At 65.1% G+C, this 19,398-nt stretch carries 16 protein-coding genes; 12 read left to right on the top strand and 4 right to left on the bottom strand.

Translation table 11 applies throughout. The features are described from left to right. Positions 1-19: 19 nt before the first annotated feature. Complete coding sequence (locus tag JEY66_RS31170; protein ID WP_026192477.1) at positions 20-811, bottom strand: alpha/beta fold hydrolase; 792 nt, start codon at positions 809-811, stop codon at positions 20-22. A gap of 8 nt (positions 812-819) precedes the next feature. Then, entirely contained in the window at positions 820-1,068 is a 249-nt protein-coding gene (locus tag JEY66_RS31175) for a DUF6489 family protein (RefSeq protein ID WP_018270495.1), read from the bottom strand. 400 nt (positions 1,069-1,468) lie between these two features. On the opposite strand from JEY66_RS31175, the gene JEY66_RS31180 reads away from it, so the two are divergent. From JEY66_RS31180 to JEY66_RS31235, 12 genes are all read left to right on the top strand, one after another. After that, complete coding sequence (locus JEY66_RS31180; RefSeq protein WP_016842909.1) at positions 1,469-3,064, top strand: ABC transporter substrate-binding protein; 1,596 nt, start codon at positions 1,469-1,471, stop codon at positions 3,062-3,064. A gap of 103 nt (positions 3,065-3,167) precedes the next feature. Then, complete coding sequence (locus tag JEY66_RS31185; protein WP_016842910.1) at positions 3,168-4,148, top strand: ABC transporter permease; 981 nt, start codon at positions 3,168-3,170, stop codon at positions 4,146-4,148. An 11-nt stretch (positions 4,149-4,159) separates the two neighbouring features. Further along, positions 4,160-5,119 (top strand): ABC transporter permease, encoded by a 960-nt coding sequence (locus JEY66_RS31190; protein WP_016842911.1) that lies wholly within the window; start codon positions 4,160-4,162, stop codon positions 5,117-5,119. Beyond that, positions 5,116-6,099 (top strand): ABC transporter ATP-binding protein, encoded by a 984-nt coding sequence (locus tag JEY66_RS31195; RefSeq protein ID WP_018270494.1) that lies wholly within the window; start codon positions 5,116-5,118, stop codon positions 6,097-6,099. The genes JEY66_RS31190 and JEY66_RS31195 overlap by 4 nt, the downstream gene beginning before the upstream one ends. Further along, positions 6,096-7,088, top strand: coding sequence for an ABC transporter ATP-binding protein (locus JEY66_RS31200; protein ID WP_018270493.1), 993 nt, complete (start codon positions 6,096-6,098; stop codon positions 7,086-7,088). The genes JEY66_RS31195 and JEY66_RS31200 overlap by 4 nt, the downstream gene beginning before the upstream one ends. Positions 7,089-7,200: 112 nt before the next feature. Beyond that, complete coding sequence (locus JEY66_RS31205; RefSeq protein WP_016842913.1) at positions 7,201-9,006, top strand: gamma-glutamyltransferase family protein; 1,806 nt, start codon at positions 7,201-7,203, stop codon at positions 9,004-9,006. A gap of 15 nt (positions 9,007-9,021) precedes the next feature. Continuing rightward, the gene (locus tag JEY66_RS31210; RefSeq protein ID WP_018270492.1) at positions 9,022-9,732 is read left to right on the top strand and encodes a DUF1028 domain-containing protein; all 711 of its coding nucleotides are present in this window, start codon (positions 9,022-9,024) and stop codon (positions 9,730-9,732) included. Beyond that, a complete protein-coding gene (locus tag JEY66_RS31215) occupies positions 9,729-10,718 on the top strand; it encodes an ABC transporter ATP-binding protein (protein ID WP_018270491.1) in 990 nt (329 codons plus the stop codon). The genes JEY66_RS31210 and JEY66_RS31215 overlap by 4 nt, the downstream gene beginning before the upstream one ends. Beyond that, positions 10,715-11,812 carry an ABC transporter ATP-binding protein gene (locus JEY66_RS31220; protein ID WP_018270490.1) on the top strand — a complete coding sequence of 366 codons (1,098 nt, stop codon included), beginning with the start codon at positions 10,715-10,717 and terminating at the stop codon, positions 11,810-11,812. Before JEY66_RS31215 ends, JEY66_RS31220 begins: the two co-directional genes overlap by 4 nt. A gap of 18 nt (positions 11,813-11,830) precedes the next feature. After that, positions 11,831-13,342 carry an ABC transporter substrate-binding protein gene (locus JEY66_RS31225; RefSeq protein WP_026192476.1) on the top strand — a complete coding sequence of 504 codons (1,512 nt, stop codon included), beginning with the start codon at positions 11,831-11,833 and terminating at the stop codon, positions 13,340-13,342. Positions 13,343-13,373: 31 nt separating this feature from the next. Continuing rightward, the gene (locus tag JEY66_RS31230) at positions 13,374-14,315 is read left to right on the top strand and encodes an ABC transporter permease (RefSeq protein WP_016842919.1); all 942 of its coding nucleotides are present in this window, start codon (positions 13,374-13,376) and stop codon (positions 14,313-14,315) included. Positions 14,316-14,319: 4 nt separating this feature from the next. Continuing rightward, positions 14,320-15,210 (top strand): ABC transporter permease, encoded by an 891-nt coding sequence (locus tag JEY66_RS31235; protein ID WP_018270489.1) that lies wholly within the window; start codon positions 14,320-14,322, stop codon positions 15,208-15,210. 165 nt (positions 15,211-15,375) lie between these two features. Here the strand turns inward: JEY66_RS31235 and cnbZ are convergent, their stop codons facing one another. Both cnbZ and JEY66_RS31245 read right to left on the bottom strand, forming a co-directional pair. Further along, positions 15,376-16,119 (bottom strand): 2-amino-5-chloromuconate deaminase CnbZ, encoded by a 744-nt coding sequence (gene cnbZ, locus JEY66_RS31240; protein WP_016842921.1) that lies wholly within the window; start codon positions 16,117-16,119, stop codon positions 15,376-15,378. Positions 16,120-16,225: 106 nt separating this feature from the next. After that, positions 16,226-19,327, bottom strand: coding sequence for a multidrug efflux RND transporter permease subunit (locus JEY66_RS31245; protein ID WP_018270488.1), 3,102 nt, complete (start codon positions 19,325-19,327; stop codon positions 16,226-16,228). Positions 19,328-19,398 lie beyond the last annotated feature (71 nt).

The following is a 19,398-nucleotide window of genomic DNA, read 5'->3' on the forward strand; positions in this document are numbered from 1 at the left end:
GGCGCTTCTGGTCGTTTGGTCAGGATAGTGCCTGTTCTGCCGGCCCGTAGGCAATGGCAAAGGGGCCCGAGCGGTCAAAATGCCGGAATTCCCCTTCCGGCTGGGCCAGCCGGTCCGCAATCGCCCACAGCGCCGCGGGATTGACGCCGAGGCCGATATGGCTGGCGAAATGCACCTCGATGTTCTCGGCGGTGGCCGACGGCCGCACGCGCGAGGTCCGCCAGTTCACGATGCCATCGGTGCGGGAATAGATCGAGGTTGTCGGCACCGGCATGTCGCCGGCGATCGCGGCGCGGATTTCCGGGATGTCGTTCACAGCTTCGCCGGACAACACCTCATAGAGCCGCGTCGCATTGGTGGCGCGGATGTCGTCGGCGAACGGGCTGCCCAGCGTGATGATGGAGCGCACCAACTCCGGCATCTGCGACGCCAGGTCGCGCGCATAGACGCCGCCGAGGCTCCAGCCGATGATCGAGACCTTGCGCCCGGACGCCTCATGGACCCGCTTCAGCAGGTCGCGCAGCGCAGCCCGCCTGCTGGAAATCCCGCCGAAATTGCGGCCCATGTTCCAGGCATAGGCGTCGTAGCCGAGCTCCTTCAGATAGCGCCGCATCGGCGCCATCGAAAGGTCGCTGGCGAGAAAGCCCGGCAACGCCAGCACCGGATGACCGTCGCCTCTCGGCGCCCGCATCAGCAAAGGCGACAGCAGCAGGCTCGAATTGAGCTCGAGCACGCCGCGCGCCTCCGCCAGCATCAGGAACAGGCTCGGCGGGCGCAACCGGCGTTCGGTCCCATCAACGCTCCTGTCCATGCTGGTCACTATTTCTTCTTGCTCGCGCCGCCGAAGCCGGCCATCGCCACGAACATGTCCTGGAAGCGCTCGGCGAGCTTGGGATCGAAGGTGAACCAGCTCTGCATCAGCGATTCCGGCGAGATCTTCTCGATGTTCGACAGCATCTGCTGCTGCAGCTTGTCCATGACGGCGGTCTGCATCGGTGCCACGTCCGGCAGGCCGAAGAATTGCCGCGCTTCGAGGGGCGTACAATCTATCTCGACGTTGACCTTCATATCCGCCTCCTCAAATGCGCCTTGGCCCGCCATAGTATCGCCGCGACGGGGCGAGTTGCGCAAGCGAGCCGTACCTGCCCCGGGGGGCAGTCGGCCTCAATCATCCGTTATGGTCAACCAAACCGTTTGGAGCGGTTGCTCCAAACCGTTTGGAGCGGCCGGCATGAACGCGGCGCGCCGGAGATCATTCCCGGGAGCGACGAGCGGCACTCCGAAAGTCGAATGTCACGCGTTCGCGCCAACAGCCTACTCTCTAATCCGGTTCATTGCGCTGCACCCGCGCGGACGGGTTAACCCTTTGGCAAATCGCGCTTGCGCAGCCGGTAAACTCTGGCAACATGGATCGATAATACCAGCCGGACACAGCAGCCGGCGGACAAAAACGGGGACGCGGGATCACATGTCGGTACGTTGGAGTTTTGCGGCGGCTGCCGTCGCATTCGTCGCCTTTGCTTGGCCGGCATCGGCCCAGACGCTGAAGTATGCCAACCAGGGCGAGCTGAAGTCGCTGGATCCCTACACGCTGAAGGAAACCACGACGATCGCGCACCACGCCCACGTCTACGAAGGCCTCACCGCGCGCGACAAGGACCTCAAGATCATTCCCGCCCTGGCGGAAAGCTGGGAGACGCTGAGCCCGACCAAATGGCGCTTCCATCTGCGCAAGGGCGTGAAATTCCACAATGGCGATCCCTTCACCGCCGACGACGTGCTGTTCTCGGCCGAGCGCGTCCGCGCCAAGGGCTCCAATTTCCTCAGCAACGTCCCGGCCGACGCCAAGTTCAGCAAGGTCGACGACTACACCGTCGACGTGACGCTGGACTCGCCCAATCCCATCCTGATCTCGCAATGGGATAGCTGGTACATCATGGACAAGAAGTGGTGCGAGGAGAACAACTCGGTTGCACCGACGCCGGCCTCCGCAACCACGCCGAGCTACGCGGCGCTGCACGAGAACGGCACCGGCCCCTTCACGATCGAGAGCCACCAGCCCGGCGTGAAGACCGTGTTCAAGGCGTTTGCCGGCTATTGGCGCAAGCCCGAGCATAATCTCAAGGAGATCATCTTCACCCCGATCGGCTCCGACGCCACCCGCGTTGCCGCGCTGCTCTCGGGCGAAGTCGACGTGATCGAACCGGTTCCGCTCCAGGACATCCAGCGCGTCAATTCCAGCGGCGTCGCCACCGTCATGACCGCGCCGGAGATTCGCACCATCTTTATCGGCATGGATACGGCGCGCGACGAGCTGCTGTATTCCAACATCAAGGGCAAGAATCCGTTCAAGGACATCCGCGTCCGCGAAGCTTTCTACAAGACCATCGACGTCGATCTGATCAAGACCCGCGTCATGCGCGGCATGTCGACCCCCTCGACGTTGATGATCGCGCCCGAGCTCTATCCGCTGTCGAAGGAATTCACCCGGCCGAAGCTCGATCCTGATGGTGCCAAGAAGCTGCTGGCCGACGCCGGCTATCCGAACGGCTTTGAAGTCACGATGGACTGCCCGAACGACCGCTATGTCAACGACGCCGCGATTTGCCAGGCGGTGGTCGGCATGCTGGCCCGCATCGGCGTCAAGGTGAACCTGCTGGCGCAGCCGAAGGCGCAGTATTTCGCCAAGGTGCTGAAGCCCGGCGGCTACCAGACCTCGTTCTTCATGCTGGGCTGGACGCCCGCGACGTCCGACTCGCACAACGTGCTGCACGACATCCTCGGCTGCCGCGACGATCCGAAGGATGCCACCCGGGGCGAGGCCAATCTCGGCGGCTATTGCAACAAGGACGTCGACGCGCTCACCGACAAGGTCCTGATCGAGGGCGACACTGCCAAGCGCGACCAGTTGATCAAGCAGGCCTACGACATCGTCATCAAGGATTACGGCTACATTCCGCTGCATCAGCAACCGCTGGTCTGGGGCGTGTCGAAAAAGGTCAAATTGACCCAGCGCGCGGACAACCAGGTGCTGCTCTACTGGGCCACCAAACAGGGTGAATAGTGGCTTTGGCGAATTGGGTCCCGGAAGCGCAGGCTTCCGGGACCTCGCGTTTTCCGGCCGCGCAAGGCCGCGCGCCGAATGTCAAAAGCAGTGAAAGGTAGAGATGCTGGCTTTCACTCTTCGCCGCTTCCTGCAGGCGATCGGCGTGATGCTCGCCGTCGGCGTGATTGCGTTCGCGATGTTCCGCTTCGCCGGCGACCCGGTGAACCAGATCGTCTCGATCGACACCTCGGCCGCGCAGCGCGCTGAAATCCGCCACTCGCTCGGCCTTGACGATCCCGTGCTGGTGCAGTTCGGCCACTACTTCATCAATGCGCTGCAGTTCAAGTTCGGCGTGTCCTACCAGTTCCGCCTGCCGGTCTCCTCGCTGCTGGCGGAGCGGCTGCCGGCGACGCTGGAGCTTTCGATCTGCGCGACGCTGTTCGCGATGGTGGCCGGCATCCTGATGGGGGTCTATTCGGCGCTGCGCCGCGACACCGTGCTCGCCAAATTATTTCAGGCGGTATCGCTGATCGGCATTTCGTTGCCGACCTTCCTGATCGGCATCCTCCTGATCTATCTGTTCGCGGTGACGCTGGGCTGGCTGCCCTCGTTCGGCCGCGGCGAGGTGGTGAAGCTCGGCTGGTGGACCACCGGGCTGCTCACCGTCTCGGGCCTGAAGGCGCTGATCATGCCGGCGATCACGCTCGGGCTGTTCCAGATGACGCTGATCATGCGGCTGGTGCGCGCCGAAATGCTGGAAGTGCTGCGGACCGACTATATCCGCTTCGCCCGCGCCCGCGGGCTGACCACGCGCGCAATCCATTTCGGCCATGCGTTGAAGAACACCCTGGTTCCGGTGATCACGGTGGCCGGCCTGCAGTTTGGCTCGGTTATTGCTTTCTCGATCATCACCGAAACCGTGTTCCAATGGCCGGGCATGGGACTTCTGTTCGTGCAGGCCGTGCAAAATGTCGATATCCCGATCATGGCCGCATATCTGTTGATGGTCTCGCTGATCTTCGTCACCATCAATCTCGTGGTCGACATCCTCTACACCGTGGTCGATCCGCGCTTGCGGTCGACCGTCGGCCGCACGGCGTGAGGGGCTGACCGATGTCCGATGCCGTCGTCTCCCATCGTTCCGAAGACCACCAGGCCCCTGCCGGCTGGTTCAGGCGCGCGCTCGACAGCGACGTCTTCTATTCGTTCCGCCGCTCCAGGCTGACGATGGTCGCCGCCGTGATCACGCTGCTGTTCTTTCTGCTCGCAATCTTCGCGTCGTGGCTCGCGGTGCAGAACCCGTTCGACCCGGCACAGCTGCAGCTGATCAACTCGCGGATCGCGCCGCTGTGGACCGCCGACGGCCAAAGCCCGTTCCTGCTCGGCACCGACGAGCAGGGCCGCGACGTGCTCTCGGCGATCCTCTACGGCCTGCGCATCTCGCTTGCGGTCGGCCTGGCCGGCGTGGTCTTTGCCGGCGCGCTCGGCATCGCCCTCGGGCTGATCGCAGGCTATTTCGGCGGCGTGGTCGACACCGTGATCATGCGGATCGCCGACGTGCAGCTCACCTTCCCCGCGATCCTGATCGCACTGCTGGTCAACGGCGTTGCCAAATCGCTGCTCGGCAACCGGCTCGACGAGATAAGCACGCTCGGCGTCCTCATCATCGCGATCGGTCTCAGTTTCTGGGTGCAATATGCCCGCACCGTGCGCGGTTCGGTGATGGTCGAGAAGAACAAGGATTACGTCGCCGCGGCGCAGCTGATCGGCCTGCCGGCGCCGAAGATCATGCTGCGGCACGTGCTGCCCAACACGATGGGCCCGATCCTCGTCATCGCCACCATCAACCTCGCGCTCGCGATCATCACCGAGGCGACGCTGTCGTTCCTTGGCGCCGGCATGCCCGACACCATGCCCTCGCTCGGCACCCTGATCCGGATCGGCAACAACTATCTATTCGCGGGCGAATGGTGGATCGTCGCCTTCCCCGGCATTGCGCTGGCCGGCCTGATCCTCTCCATCAACCTGCTCGGCGACTGGCTGCGCGACGCACTCAATCCGAAGCTCCGATGACCAAGCCTGTTCTTTCCGTGCGCAATCTCGAGGTGGAATTCGTCACCCGCCGTGCGACCTTGCGCGCCATCAACGGCGTGTCGTTCGACATCGCCAAAGGCGAGGTGCTCGGCGTGGTCGGCGAATCCGGCGCCGGCAAGTCGGTCACCGGCCTTGCCGTGATCGGCCTGATCGATCCGCCCGGCCGCATTTCCGGCGGCGAGATCGAACTCTCGGGCACGCGGATCGACCATCTTCCGCCGGAAGAGATCCGCCGCATCAGGGGCAAGCGGATCGGCATGATCTTCCAGGATCCGCTGACCAGCCTCAATCCGCTCTACCGGATCGGCGACCAGATCATCGAGACCATTCGCACCCACAGCAATCTGAGCGAGAGCGCCGCGCGCAGGCGCGCCATCGATCTGTTGGCCGAGGTCGGCATTCCTGCGCCGGAAAAGCGCATCGACGGCTACCCGCACGAATTCTCCGGCGGCATGCGCCAGCGCGTCGTGATCGCGCTCGCGATCTGCGCCGAGCCCGAGCTGATCATCGCCGACGAGCCGACCACCGCGCTCGACGTGTCCGTGCAGGCGCAGATCATCGCGCTGATCAAGCGGCTCGGCCGCGACCACGGCACCGCCGTGATGCTGGTAACCCACGACATGGGCGTGATCGCCGAGACCTGTGACCGCGTGGCGGTGATGTATTCCGGCCGCATCGCCGAGATCGGCCCGGTGCAGGAGGTGGTGCGCAATCCGCTGCATCCCTACGCCAAGGGCCTGATGGGCGCGATCCCGACGCTCGCCGGCGAGGACAAGCGCCTGGTGCAGATCCCCGGCTCGATGCCGCGGCTGTCGGCGATCCCGCCGGGCTGCCCGTTCAATCCGCGCTGCGCATTCGCCTTTGACCGCTGCCGCGTCGAACGCCCCGAGCCGATCCGGCAAGGCACGCAATCCGTCGCCTGCCACCTGTTCGAGCCCGCGAAGGAGACGGCGGAATGAGCGGGACATTGATCGAGGTCAGGAACCTGCGCCGCGTCTTCGACGTCTCCAAGCCGTGGCTCAACCGCGTGATCGAGGGCGGTCATCTCGAATTCCTGAAGGCAGTCGACGGCGTCTCTTTCGACATCAAGCGCGGCGAGACCTTCGCGCTGGTCGGCGAATCCGGCTCCGGCAAGACCACCGTCGCGCGCATGGTGGTCGGCCTGCTGCCGCCGAGCTCGGGCGAGGTCGTCATCGACGGGGTCTCGATGACCGACCCGCGGCAGGGCCAGGCGCGCCGCCGCCTGCGCCGGCGCATCCAGATGGTTTTTCAGGATCCCTATGCGAGCCTCAATCCGCGCTACCGGGTCGCCGCCATCATCGCCGAGCCGATCCGCGCCTTCGACCTGATCCAGGGCGAGCGCGACATCAAGGCCCGGGTCGGCGAATTGCTCTCGCTGGTCGGCCTGCACCCCGACGACGGCCAAAAATTCCCGCATGAATTTTCCGGCGGCCAGCGCCAGCGCATCGCGATCGCCCGCGCGCTGGCGTCGGAAGCCGAGTTCATCGTCTGCGACGAGCCGACCTCGGCGCTCGACGTTTCCGTGCAGGCGCAGATCCTCAATCTGATGCGGGACCTGCAGGACAAGTTCGGCCTCACCTATCTCTTCATCAGCCACAATCTCGCGGTGGTCCGCCACATGGCGAGCCGGATCGGCGTGATGTATCTCGGCCGCATCGTCGAAATCGCCGAGGGCCGGGAATTGTTCGAGAACCCGCGGATGCCCTACACGAAGATGCTGCTCGGCGCGGTTCCGGACCTTGCGATGTCGGGCCGCCAGCGCATCCCGGTGAAGGGCGAGATTCCGAACCCGATCGATCCGCCGCAGGGCTGCTCGTTCAATCCGCGCTGTCCCCTCGCCTTCGATCTCTGCCGCCAGAAGACGCCGGAACTGATCGACGGCGTCGCCTGCCATGCCGTCAACAGTCCTGCCGCCGTTCCGGCATGATCACGCGGATGGGAGCGGCCATGTCCACCAAGCGGTTGGCATACCAGCCGGCCTGTGATCAAGTGCGCCCGCCGAGAAGACCCAACAACAAACCGACGAACGGTCAATCGCCATGAGCAACATCAACCCCGATCCGTTCACAACCCGGCCCGAGATCGAAGGCACCTTCGGCGTCGTCACCTCGACGCACTGGATCGCCACCGCGGTCGGCATGGCAACGCTGGAGAAAGGCGGCAACGCCTTTGACGCCGGCGTGGCCACCGCCTTCACGCTACAGGTGGTCGAGCCGCATCTGAACGGCCCCGGCGGTGACGTGCCGATCATCGTGCACGACGTCAAGCGCGGCAAGAGCGAGGTGATCTGCGGCCAGGGCCCGGCGCCGGCGAAGGCAACCATCGCGCATTATCGCAGCGAGGGGCTCGAGATGGTGCCCGGCACCGGCCTGCTTGCGGCCTGCGTGCCCGGCACATTCGAATCCTGGATGCTGCTGCTGCGCGACTACGGCACCATGAAGCTGCGCGACGTGCTGGAGCCCGCGATCGCCTACGCACGCGACGGCTATCCGCTGGTCGAGCGTGCATCGGCCACCATCAAGACCGTCGAGCAACTGTTCCGGAAATACTGGACCACGTCGGCCGACGTCTATTTGCCTGGTGGCGAGGTGCCGAAGCCCGGCACCATCTTCACCAACAAGAAGCTTGCCGAGACCTACGCACGCATCCTGAGCGAGGCGGAGAGCGCCGGCGGCGATCGCGTGGCGCAGATCGAGCGCGCGCGGCAGGCCTGGTCGAAGGGCTTCGTCGCCGAGGCGATCGACAAGTTCTGCCGCACCCAGGAGGTGATGGACGTCTCCGGCTCGCCGCATCGCGGCGTGTTGTCGGCCGACGACATGGCGCGCTGGCAGCCGACCATCGAGGCGCCGCTCACCTACGATTACGGCCGCTACACCGTGCAGAAGGCCGGGGTCTGGAGCCAGGGTCCGGTGATGCTGCAGCAGCTCGCGCTGCTGAAGGGTTTCGAGCTCGACGGGCTCGATCCCGCAGGCCCCGACTTCATCCATCTGCAGATCGAAGCCGCCAAGCTCGCCTACGCCGACCGCGAGACGTTCTACGGCGATCCGAAATTCACGGAGATCCCGATCGAGACGCTGCTGTCCGATGCCTATAACAACGAACGGCGCAAGCTGATCTCAAAAGACAAGGCTTCGCTCGACTTCCGTCCCGGCTCGGTCGAGGGTTTCGGCGGCGTCGTGAAGTTGCGACACGCCGAAGGACATCGCGAAGCGGTCGGCGCCATGGGCGCGGGCGAGCCGACCGTCGGCCGGTTCGGCGAAGTGCGTGGCGACACCGTGCATTTCGACATCATCGACAAGGCCGGCAACATGATCTCGGCGACGCCGTCCGGCGGCTGGCTGCAGTCCTCGCCGGTGATTCCCGAGATCGGCTTTTGCCTCGGCAGCCGCGCCCAGATGTTCTGGCTCGAGGAGAACCACCCTGCCTCACTCGCGCCGGGCAAGCGGCCGCGCACCACGCTGTCGCCGACCATGGCGCTGCGCGACGGCGAGCCGTATCTCTCCTGGGGCTCGCCGGGCGGCGACCAGCAGGACCAGTGGATCACGCAGTTCTTCCTGCGCCATGTTCACGCCAAGCTCAATCTGCAGGAGGCGATCGACGCGCCGGCCTGGCACTCCGAGCATTTCCCGATCTCGTTCTGGCCGCGCACCTCGCGGCCCGGCGTGCTGGTGCTGGAAAACCGCGTATCGAAATCGACCATCGACGAATTGAAACGCCGCGGCCATGTGGTGGAGATTGGTCCCGATTGGTCGGAAGGCCGCCTCACCGCGGCCTCGAAGGTCGGTGCCCGCCGCCGCGCCGCCGCCAATCCGCGCGGCATGCAGGGTTACGCCGCAGGCCGCTAAGCACAAAGGTTTGAGATGACCTGGTCGATCATCGCCCGCGACAGCGCCACCGGCCAGCTCGGCATCGCCGTCGCGACGCGGTTCTTCGCGGTCGGCGCGCTGGTGCCACACATCGCACCCGGGATCGGCGCGGTGGCGACGCAGGCGCTGGTCAATCCCTATTACGGCATCGACGGCCTCGCGCTGCTGCGCAGCGGCAACAGCCCGCATGAGGTGATCGCAGCGCTGATTGCGCCCGACAGCGGCCGCGAAAGCCGGCAGCTCCATGTCATGGACGCCAGCGGCCGCATCGCGGCGCATTCCGGCAAGGACTGTATCGACTGGTTCGGCCATATCGCCGGCGACGGATTCTCGATCGCCGGCAACGTGCTGGCGGGACCCGCGGTGCTCGACGAGACCGCGCGCGTCTATGCCGCGAACGAGAAGCTGCCGTTCGCGGAGCGGCTGATCAAGGCGATGTTCGCCGGTGAAGCGGCCGGCGGCGACAAGCGCGGCAAGCAATCCGCCGCTCTCTTAATTCACGGCGCGGAGGAATGGCCATTGCTCGATCTGCGCGTCGACGACCACGCCGATCCCCTGCACGAGCTTGAGCGGCTGGAAGCCGTCAGCCGCGAGCACTGGGTGCCGTTCCGGAGCTTCATGCCGACCCGCGGCAACCCGGCCGGAACCAGCGATCGCGCCACGATCGACGCCGGCATCGCAGCGGCAACAACGAGCCGCGAATGACGGCAGGCCCGCTGATCGAGATCGAGGGCCTGCGTGTCACCTTCCAAGGCGATGACGGCCGCATGACGCATGCCGTCGACAGCGTCGATCTTTCCGTCGCCAACGGCGCCACGCTCGGCCTCGTCGGCGAGTCCGGCTGCGGCAAGAGCGTGACCTCGCTCGCGATCATGGGGCTGTTGCCGAAGCAATCCGCGGCGGTCTCCGGCGCGATCCGCTTCGACGGTTTCGACCTGCTCGACGTGCCGGATGCGACGCTGCGCGACCTGCGCGGCAATCGCCTCGCGATGATCTTCCAGGAGCCGATGACCTCGCTCAACCCGAGTTTCACCATCGGCGACCAGATCACGGAGACGATCTTGCGCCACCGCGGCGGCTCCCGGCGCGCGGCGCGCGAACGCGCCATCGAGCTGCTGCGCCGCGTCCACATCCCCTCGCCCGAGAAACGCATCGACGAGTTTCCGCACAAGCTGTCCGGCGGCATGCGCCAGCGCGTGATGATCGCGATGGCGCTGGCCTGCGATCCGCAGCTTCTGATCGCCGACGAGCCGACCACCGCGCTCGACGTCACCCTGCAGGCGCAGATCCTCGATCTGATGCGGGAGCTGAAGGCCGCGAGCGGCGCCGCGATCATCCTGATCACCCACGATCTCGGCGTCGTCGCCGAAGTCTGCGACGAGGTCGCAGTGATGTATGCCGGCGAAATCGTCGAGCGCGCGCCGGTCGACGAGCTGTTTGCCAATCCGCAGCATCCCTACACGGTCGGCCTGCTCGGCTCGATCCCGCGGCTCGACCGCCGCACCAGCCATCTCGCCACCATCGAGGGCATGGTGCCGAACATGGCAGACCCGCCCGCCGGCTGCCGCTTCGCCGCGCGCTGTCCGTTCGTGGAACTTGCCTGCACCCAATCGCCGCCGCCGCTCGCGATGCTGAGCGCGACCCACGCCTCGCGCTGTATCCGCGCGCCGCTGGAGCGGCTGGTGTCATGACCGCGCTGCTCGAGGTCGAAGGGCTGGTGAAGCATTTCGTCGCCGAACGCTCGCTGTTCGGCCGGCCCACCGCCCATGTGAGGGCGGTCGACGGCGTCAGCTTCACGGTCGAAGCCGGCAAGACGCTGGCGCTGGTCGGCGAATCCGGCTGCGGCAAATCCACCGTCAGCCGGCTGGTGCTGCGGCTGATCGAGCCGGACGCCGGACGGATCCGCTTCGAGGGCCGCGACCTCGGCACGCTCAATGCCGAGCAGTTGCGCGCATTCCGCCGCGACGCGCAGCTGATCTTCCAGGACCCCTACGCCTCGCTCAACCCGCGCATGACGGTGAGCCAGATCCTGACCGAGCCGCTGGCGCTGCATAATCTCGTCCCGGCCGCGGACCGCCGCGAACGGGTCGAGGAGCTGTTGCGCCTGGTCGGGCTCGAGCCGCGCTTTGCGCGGCGCTATCCGCACGAATTCTCCGGCGGCCAGCGCCAGCGCATCGCGATTGCCCGCGCGCTCGCAGTCGAGCCGAAGCTGATCATCTGCGACGAGCCGGTGTCGGCGCTCGACGTCTCGATCCGTTCCCAGATCCTGAATTTGCTGCGCGACCTGCAGGATCGTCTGAAGCTTGCCTACATCTTCGTCTCGCACGATCTCGCCGTGGTGAAGCACATCGCGGACCGCGTCGCGGTGATGAATCTCGGCACCATCGTCGAGACCGCGGATGCACAAGCGCTGTTCGCGGCGCCGCGCCATCCCTATAGCCGCGCGCTGTTGTCGGCGATCCCGGTGCCGAAGCCGCGCGCCAGGCGCAGCCGCATCGTGCTGGAGGGCGAGCTGCCGAGCGCGCTCAATCCGCCGTCCGGCTGCCGCTTCCATACCCGCTGCCCCTATGTGATCGCGCGCTGCCGCAGCGAAGTGCCGCAGTTGCGCGAAGATGGCACCGGATATGCAACGGCCTGTCACCGAACGGGAGAGCTGCCCGGCGCGGAGGCGATCGTGCCCTCCGATGGCGGGTTCTCGCCGACACTGGAAAAGCTGGTGGCGGCGTTCAATGCGGCGGAAGCCTCGGGGCAGCCCGGGGTTATCTCACAGGGAACAGAGGCGTAGGGAATAAAGGGGTTGGCGATGAGATTTTGGCGCTTGGCGGTCCTGATGGCGGCCCTCGTGACCTGGTGCGGAACGAGCGCGCGTGCCGAGACGACACTTCGCATCGGGCTCGCCGAGGACCCCGACATCCTCGATCCTTCAATCGGACGCACCTATGTCGGCCGCATCGTCTTTTCAGCCTTCTGCGACAAGCTGTTCGACATTGACGAGAAGCTGAACATCGTTCCGCAACTCGCGCTGTCCTACGAGAACTCGGCCGACGGCAAGGAGATGACGATCAAGCTCCGGCCGGGCGTCAAGTTCCACGACGGTGAGCCGTTCGACGCCGAAGCCGCCAAATTCTCGCTGGAGCGCCATCTGACGCTGCCGACCTCGTTTCGCAAACCGGAATTGGCTGCGCTCGACCACGTCGACGTCGTTGATCCCCTGACCATCAAGCTGGTGCTCAAGACGCCCTACTCGCCGCTGATCGCCCAGTTGACCGACCGTGCCGGCATGATGGTCTCGCCGAAGGCGGTGAAGGAAGCGGGCGACAAATTCGGCCTGCATCCAGTCTGCGCCGGACCCTACAAGTTCGTCGAACGCGTGCAGCAGGACCGCATGGTGTTCGAGAAATTCGGGGATTACTGGAACAAGGACAACGTCTTCATCGATCGCATCGTGTTCCTTCCTATCGTCGATGCCACGGTGCGGCTCGCCAATCTGAAATCCGGCGGGCTCGATCTGATCGAGCGCGTGCTCGCCACCGATATCAAGGACGTCCGAGCGGACAAGCGGCTCGTGCTGTCGACCGCACCTGAACTCGGCTATCTCGGCCTCACCATCAACATCGGCAACGACAAGAGCAAGGGGCCGCTCAGCCAGTCGGAAAAGGTGCGCCAGGCGCTCGATCTGTCGATTGACCGCGAGGCGCTCAACCAAGTCGTCTTCAACGGCGAGTTCACGCCGGGCAATCAGTGGGTCAGCCCGACGCATCCTTACTATCAGAAGGCGTTTCCGGTTCGGGGACGCGACATTGCCAAGGCCAAGGCGCTGCTGAAGGAGGCCGGCGTCACGCTGCCCGTCGCCATCGACTACATGGTCCCCAAAGGCGCCGAGAACGAAGCCGTGGCCCAGGTCGTGCAGTCGATGGCGGCCGAAGCAGGCTTTGACATCAAGATCCGCGTGGTCGAATTTGCGACGACTTTCAAGCAGGCCCAGGCCGGCGAATTTCAGGTGTTTCAGATCAACTGGAGCGGCCGGATCGATCCCGACGGCAATTCCTATGTCTTCCTGCACACCAAGGCGCCGCAGAACGACGGCGGCTATTCCAACGCGGAAGCCGACAAGCTGATGGAAGATGCGCGGCTGATCAACGATCCCGTCCAGCGCAAGGCGATCTACGAGAAGATGACCAGGATCGTGCTCAATGACGAGCCGATCATCTACATCTATCACCGCACACTCCTGATCGCGCACTCCACCAAGGTCGAGGGTTACCGGCAGATGCCGGACGGATTGGTGCGCGTGGTCGGGCTGAAATTGAAATGATCGCCACAGCGCAGGACACGCGGGGCCGACAATGCTGAACTTCCTCGCCAAGCGGCTGGTTCAGCTGGTCCCGACGCTGTTCTTCGTCTCGCTCCTGATCTTCTCGCTGCAACATTTGCTGCCCGGCGATCCGGCACTCGTCATGGCCGGCGAGGAGCGCGACCCGGCCGTCATCGAACAAATCCGTCAGCAATACCATTTGGATCAACCGATCCCGGTGCAATATGCCTATTGGGTCAAGGGCGTGCTCACGGGCGACCTCGGCGAGTCGCTGCGCAACAAGATGCCGGTTTCGAGCCTGATCGCGCAGAAGCTGCCGGTTACGATGCAAATCGCCGGCATGGCGATCGTGGTCGCCTTCCTGATCGGCATTCCCGCCGGCATCATCTCGGCGGTGAAGATCGGTACGGCGTGGGACTATGGCGCCAATTTGTTCGCGCTGTGGGGCATCTCGACGCCAAATTTCTGGCTCGGCATCATGCTGATCTTCCTCTTTTCCGTCGAACTTGGCTGGCTGCCGGCCTCCGGCTACGTGCCGCTCAGCGAAAACTGGCGCGCGAGCCTCGCCGCTTCCGTCATGCCCGCCTTCGTGCTCGGCAATGCGATCGCGGCGATCCTGATGCGGCACACACGAAGCGCGATGCTGCAGGTGCTGGAGAGCGACTATGTCCGCACCGCGCGCGCCAAGGGTCTGTCCGAGCGCACGGTGATCCTCAAGCATGCGATGCGCAACGCGCTGACGCCGATCATCACGCTCGGCGCGCTCGAACTCGGCACGCTGCTGTCGGGTGCGGTGCTCACCGAGCAGATCTTCTCGATCCCGGGCTTCGGCAAGCTGATCGTCGATGCCGTGTTCAACCGCGACTATGCCGTCGTGCAGGGCGTGGTGCTGACAACGGCGACGATCTACATCACGCTCAATCTGATCGCTGACATCGCCTACATCCTCGTCAACCCGCGGCTAAGGGGCTGATCGGATGACCGACGCTGCACTCGGCCCCCTCGCTCCACTTGCCGCCACTGAGGCGCTCGAGAGCCCGGCGCGGCGCGCCTGGCGGCGGCTGATCCGGCGCAAGGGTGCCGTGCTCGGGCTCACCGTGATCGCGCTCTTTATCCTGCTCGCCGGGTTCGCGCCGCTGATCGTGCCCTATGATCCGGTCGCGACGAGCTGGTCGCTGGTACGCAAGGCGCCGTCGGCGCAGCACTGGTTCGGCACCGACGAACTCGGCCGCGACGTGTTCGCCCGCGTCGTGTTCGGCGCCCGCGCCTCGCTGCTTGCCGGCGTCATCTCGGTCGGCATCGCGCTTGCGATCGGCGTGCCGCTCGGCCTCGTCGCCGGCTATCGCGGCGGCTTCATCGACGCGCTGATCAGCCGCATCACCGATGCCATGCTGGCCTGCCCGTTCCTGATCCTGGCGATCGCGCTCGCAGCGTTCCTCGGCCCGAGTCTCAGCAATGCCATGATCGCGATCGGCGTCTCGGCGACCCCGATCTTCATCCGCCTGACCCGCGGCCAGGTGATGAGCGTCAAGGTCGAGGACTATGTCGAGGCGGCGCGTGCGATGGGCAATCCGCGCTGGCGCATTGCGCTGGTCCATATCCTGCCGAACATCCTGCCGGCGTTGCTGGTGCAGGCGACGCTGTCGATTGCGGCCGCGATCATCGCCGAGGCGGCGCTGTCGTTCCTCGGCCTCGGCCAGCAGCCGCCGGCGCCGTCCTGGGGCAGCATGCTCAACGCCGCGCAACGCTTCCTGACCAGCGCGCCCTGGATGGCGGTCTGGCCAGGGCTTGCGATCTTCCTGGTCGTGCTGTCGTTCAACCTGGTCGGCGACGGCCTGCGCGACGCACTGGACCCGAAGGCGCGGTAGAGGGTCGTGCAACAGCGAGCGCCTATCCTCTCCCCGTCACCCTGAGGAGCGCGGAACGCGCGTCTCGAAGGGTCGACGGCCACCGACCGGGCCGTTCATCCTTCGAGACGCGCTACGCGCTCCTCAGGATGACGGGATTAGCAGTGCGCGCCTCAGATTATCCGCTTAAATCACCACTTCCCTTAGCACCCTCCTGCAATCCATCTCGTATTCAAGATCGACCACCGGCGGGCGGCAGAAGTGCCAGGTCAGGCCGGAGCGGGTGGCGCCGCGGCGAACCAGCTCGTCGACGAGCACCGGATGGATGTCGTGCACGGTGTAGGCCTGCACCGCCGTCGTCTCCTGCCAGCCGAAGCTGAACTCCGCCAGACGGCGCTCCATCTCGCTGGCGGTGAAGCGGACCTTCTCCCGCCACGCGCCGGGACTGAGATCGCGATAGCAAACGATGCGGTCCCGATAGCTGGCGGTGCCGCCGCGTGCCTCGGCGCCGCCGGCGATCACGAAGGACGGTGACGTCGTCGTGCTCGGCCGCGTGAACGAGAACGCATGGAACGAGGGTTCGGCCGGCGGATCGATTTCGGGACAGACGTTGCTGCGCGCCACCGGATTGATGGTGCCGTCGAACAAGCCCCATTCGGCGAGCGTCTTGACGTAATGCTGGTTGAAGGCGCGGAAGCCATCCTCGGTGAAGGCGGCCGGCGAACGCAATTCGCAGGCGCAGAACGCGGTCAGCGGCCGGCCGGCGTCCTTGATGTAAGCCGCAATCCGCGCAAAACCTTCCGCAAGAGGCAGCAGACGATCGAAGCGCACCCGCTCGATCTCGTAGCCGGCGTTTGCCTGCGCGCCGCTTGAATATTGAAACACGGCCGGAATGAACCGGTAATTACCCGCCGCAAACTCGCTCGCCATGGCTGTTTCCTCCCAATCTTTGCGGTGAAGGCTATCACGAGACAAAGAAAAGGCGGCAGTGGCTTTCGCCAGTGCCGCCTTCCCTGCGAGCATGAGCTTGGAGGGCTCAGGTCGGCTTCAATGCGCCGCCGCGGCCTTCGAGTTCGTAGTCGGCGATCTGCTTGGCGCGGTCGGAACGGGCCGCGGCCTGGTGGTCGGTCGCGATCACCGTGTAGACCATCGGCAGCACGAACAGCGTGAACAGCGTGCCGATCGTCATGCCGGCCACGACCACAAGCCCGATCGAGAAGCGGCTGGCAGCGCCCGCGCCCGAGGCCGTGAGCAGCGGCAGCAGGCCGGTGACCATGGCCGCCGTCGTCATCAGGATCGGACGCAGGCGGATCCGGGCGGCCATCTCGATCGCCGCGCGGCGGTCCAGTCCCTCGTTGAGCTGCAACTCGTTGGCGAACTCCACCATCAGGATGCCGTGCTTGGTGATCAGTCCGACCAGCGTCAGCAGGCCCACCTGGGTGTAGATGTTCATGGTGGCTACGCCGAAGAACAGCGGGATCAAGGCGCCGACGATCGCCATCGGCACGGAGATCATGATCACGAACGGATCGCGCAGGCTCTCGAACTGCGCCGCCAGCACCAGGAAGATGATGATGATGGCGAACGCGAAGGTGACCAGCAGCTGGTTGCCTTCGTGGACGTATTGCCGGGAGTCGGCCAGGAAGTCGTAGCTGAAGCCTGACGGCAGCTTCTTGGCTTCACCCTGCAGAAACTCCACCGCCTGGCCCATCGAGACGCCGGGCATCGGCACGGCCTGGAAGGTCGACGAGTTGAGCTGGTTGTAGTGGGTCAGCGCGTTGGGATCGACGCCGGTCTCGACCGAAACCACGGTCGACAGCCGCACCAGCTGCCCGGTCGCGGTGGGAACGTAGTAATCGTTGAATGCCTCGGGCGCGAGCCGGCTGGCGCGCGGCACCTGCGGGATCACCTGGTAGGAGCGTCCTTCCAGATTGAAGCGGTTGACATAGTTGCCGCCGAGCAGCGTCGCCAAGGCGCCACCGATCGACTGCATCGTGATGCCGAGATCGCTCGCCTTCGAGCGATCGACCTTCACCCGGACCACCGGCTGGTTGAAGTCGAGGTCGCTGTCGGTGACGATGAACAGGCCGCTCTTGCGCGCCGCATCCTTCAACTTGCTCATCTGGTCGAACACCTGCTGGAATCCGGCCGTCGAAGAGATCACCATCTGCACCGGCAGACCGCCGGGGCCGCCGGGCAGCGGCGGCAGGCTGAACGCGAACGCGCTGATGCCCTCGATCTTGGACAGTTCGGCCTGAACCAGCGGCTGCAGCGCCTGCGCGCTGCGCTTGCGCTCATCCCACGGCTTGAGCAGCATGCCGGCGAAGCCGCCCTGCGGACCGGTGATGCCGTTCAGGATGAACCGCAGGTCGGTCTCGGGAAACTTCTGGAACTCCTTGTCCATCTTGTCGCCGTAGAAATCGATGTAGTCGATGTTGGCGTATTTCGGCGCCTTGGTCACCGCGAACACGATGCCCTGGTCCTCCTGCGGCGCCAGCTCCTTCTGGATGTGCATATAGAGGAAGCCGACCAGACCGAGGATGGTCACGGCGAACAGCGCCGTGATCGGGCGGTAGTCGAGCGAACGGTCGAGCTGACGGCCATAGGCGCGCGTCAACCCGCCGAACACGCGATTGACCAGCCTGGCGAAACGCCCCTCCTCCGCGCTCTTGAGGAACACCGAGCACATCATCGGCGACAGCGTCAGCGCGATCACGCCCGACACGATCACCGAGCCGGCCAGCGTGAAGGCGAATTCGCGGAACAGCGTGCCGGTCACGCCGCCGAGGAAGCCGATCGGCGCGTACACCGCCGCCAGCGTGATCGTCATGGAGACGACGGGACCGACGATCTCGCGGGCCCCCTTCAGCGATGCCTGCACCGGTGGCAGGCCCTCCTCGAGATGTCGATGGATGTTCTCCACGACAACGATCGCGTCGTCGACCACAAGGCCGATCGCCAGCACCATTGCCAGCAGCGTCAGGAGGTTGAAGCTGAAGCCGGCGGCCAGCATCAGGATGCAGACGCCGATCAGCGACAGCGGGATGGTGACGACGGGAATGATCACCGACCGCAGCGAGGCCAGGAACAGGAAGATGACGACGACGACGATCAGGACCGCTTCGGTAAGCGTCTTCTCGACCTCGTCGATCGACGATTGAATGAACTTGGTGGAATCGTAGGCCACCTTCATCTTCATCGACGGCGGCAGGTTGCGCTCGAGGTCGGGGAACAGCGCGCGCACGCCCTTCACCAGGGTCAGCGGGTTGCCCTGCGGCGTCGCCTTGATGCCGATGAAGATCGCATGCTCGCCGTTGAAGGCGACGCTGGCGTCCGTGCTCTGCGCCGCGAGCTCCACCGTCGCGATGTCCTCGATGCGCACGAAGCCGCCGTCCTTCGCCTTCACGATCATCCGCTTGAACTGATCGATGTTCTGAAGGTCGGTATTGGCCGAGACGTTGGAGACGATGAAGAAACCCTTGGTCTGGCCGGCGGCCGCCTGGAAGTTGTTGGCGGCGATCGCGGCGGCGACGTCGTTGGGCGACACGCCGCGTCCGGCCATGCGGGTCGGATCGAGCCAGACGCGCATCGCAAAGGTCTGGCCGCCGAGGATGTCGGCCGACGCGACGCCATCGACCGTCGAGAGCACCGGCTGCACGACGCGGGTCAGGTAGTCGGAGATCGACGATCCGGTCAGCTCTTCGCTCGAGAAGCCGAGATACATCACGGCGATGGTGTCACCGGTCGCCTTGGTCACGACGGGATCGAACGCTTCCTTCGGGATCAGGTATTTGACCGAGTTGACCTTGGCGAGCACCTCGGTCAGCGCCTGGTTCGGATCGTGGTTGAGCTTGACGTAAACCTGAATCGTCGAGGTGCCGAGCACCGAGTTCGACGTCATGTAGTCGACGCCTTCGGCCGACGCGACGGCCTGCTCGATCGGCGTGGTGATGAAGCCGTTGATCAGCTCGGGCGACGCACCGGGGTATGACGTGGTGATCGTCACGACGGTGTTCGAAAGATTCGGATATTGCCGGATTGGCAAAACCATCGCCGCGCGCAGGCCGATCAGCAGGATCAGCAGGCTGACGACGACCGACAGCACCGGGCGCTTGATGAAAATATCAGTGAAGGCCATCGCCAACTCGATTCGTGTTCTGCCGGCTTGCGGCAAGATGTGGCGGAGGGCCAATGGCCCTCCGAGTTCGA

This window comes from Bradyrhizobium elkanii USDA 76 (assembly GCF_023278185.1).
Lineage (GTDB): Bacteria > Pseudomonadota > Alphaproteobacteria > Rhizobiales > Xanthobacteraceae > Bradyrhizobium > Bradyrhizobium elkanii.

Bases quoted from the DNA above. Each gene is read 5' to 3' on its own strand.
- JEY66_RS31245 (WP_018270488.1), bottom strand. From the start codon at position 19,327: ATGGCCTTCACTGATATTTTCATCAAGCGCCCGGTGCTGTCGGTCGTC.
- JEY66_RS31200 (WP_018270493.1), top strand. From the start codon at position 6,096: ATGAGCGGGACATTGATCGAGGTCAGGAACCTGCGCCGCGTCTTCGAC.
- JEY66_RS31220 (WP_018270490.1), top strand. From the start codon at position 10,715: ATGACCGCGCTGCTCGAGGTCGAAGGGCTGGTGAAGCATTTCGTCGCC.
- JEY66_RS31225 (WP_026192476.1), top strand. From the start codon at position 11,831: ATGAGATTTTGGCGCTTGGCGGTCCTGATGGCGGCCCTCGTGACCTGG.
- JEY66_RS31185 (WP_016842910.1), top strand. From the start codon at position 3,168: ATGCTGGCTTTCACTCTTCGCCGCTTCCTGCAGGCGATCGGCGTGATG.
- JEY66_RS31195 (WP_018270494.1), top strand. From the start codon at position 5,116: ATGACCAAGCCTGTTCTTTCCGTGCGCAATCTCGAGGTGGAATTCGTC.
- JEY66_RS31230 (WP_016842919.1), top strand. From the start codon at position 13,374: ATGCTGAACTTCCTCGCCAAGCGGCTGGTTCAGCTGGTCCCGACGCTG.
- JEY66_RS31180 (WP_016842909.1), top strand. From the start codon at position 1,469: ATGTCGGTACGTTGGAGTTTTGCGGCGGCTGCCGTCGCATTCGTCGCC.
- JEY66_RS31175 (WP_018270495.1), bottom strand. From the start codon at position 1,068: ATGAAGGTCAACGTCGAGATAGATTGTACGCCCCTCGAAGCGCGGCAA.
- JEY66_RS31235 (WP_018270489.1), top strand. From the start codon at position 14,320: ATGACCGACGCTGCACTCGGCCCCCTCGCTCCACTTGCCGCCACTGAG.
- JEY66_RS31190 (WP_016842911.1), top strand. From the start codon at position 4,160: ATGTCCGATGCCGTCGTCTCCCATCGTTCCGAAGACCACCAGGCCCCT.
- JEY66_RS31210 (WP_018270492.1), top strand. From the start codon at position 9,022: ATGACCTGGTCGATCATCGCCCGCGACAGCGCCACCGGCCAGCTCGGC.
- JEY66_RS31170 (WP_026192477.1), bottom strand. From the start codon at position 811: ATGGACAGGAGCGTTGATGGGACCGAACGCCGGTTGCGCCCGCCGAGC.
- cnbZ (WP_016842921.1), bottom strand. From the start codon at position 16,119: ATGGCGAGCGAGTTTGCGGCGGGTAATTACCGGTTCATTCCGGCCGTG.
- JEY66_RS31205 (WP_016842913.1), top strand. From the start codon at position 7,201: ATGAGCAACATCAACCCCGATCCGTTCACAACCCGGCCCGAGATCGAA.
- JEY66_RS31215 (WP_018270491.1), top strand. From the start codon at position 9,729: ATGACGGCAGGCCCGCTGATCGAGATCGAGGGCCTGCGTGTCACCTTC.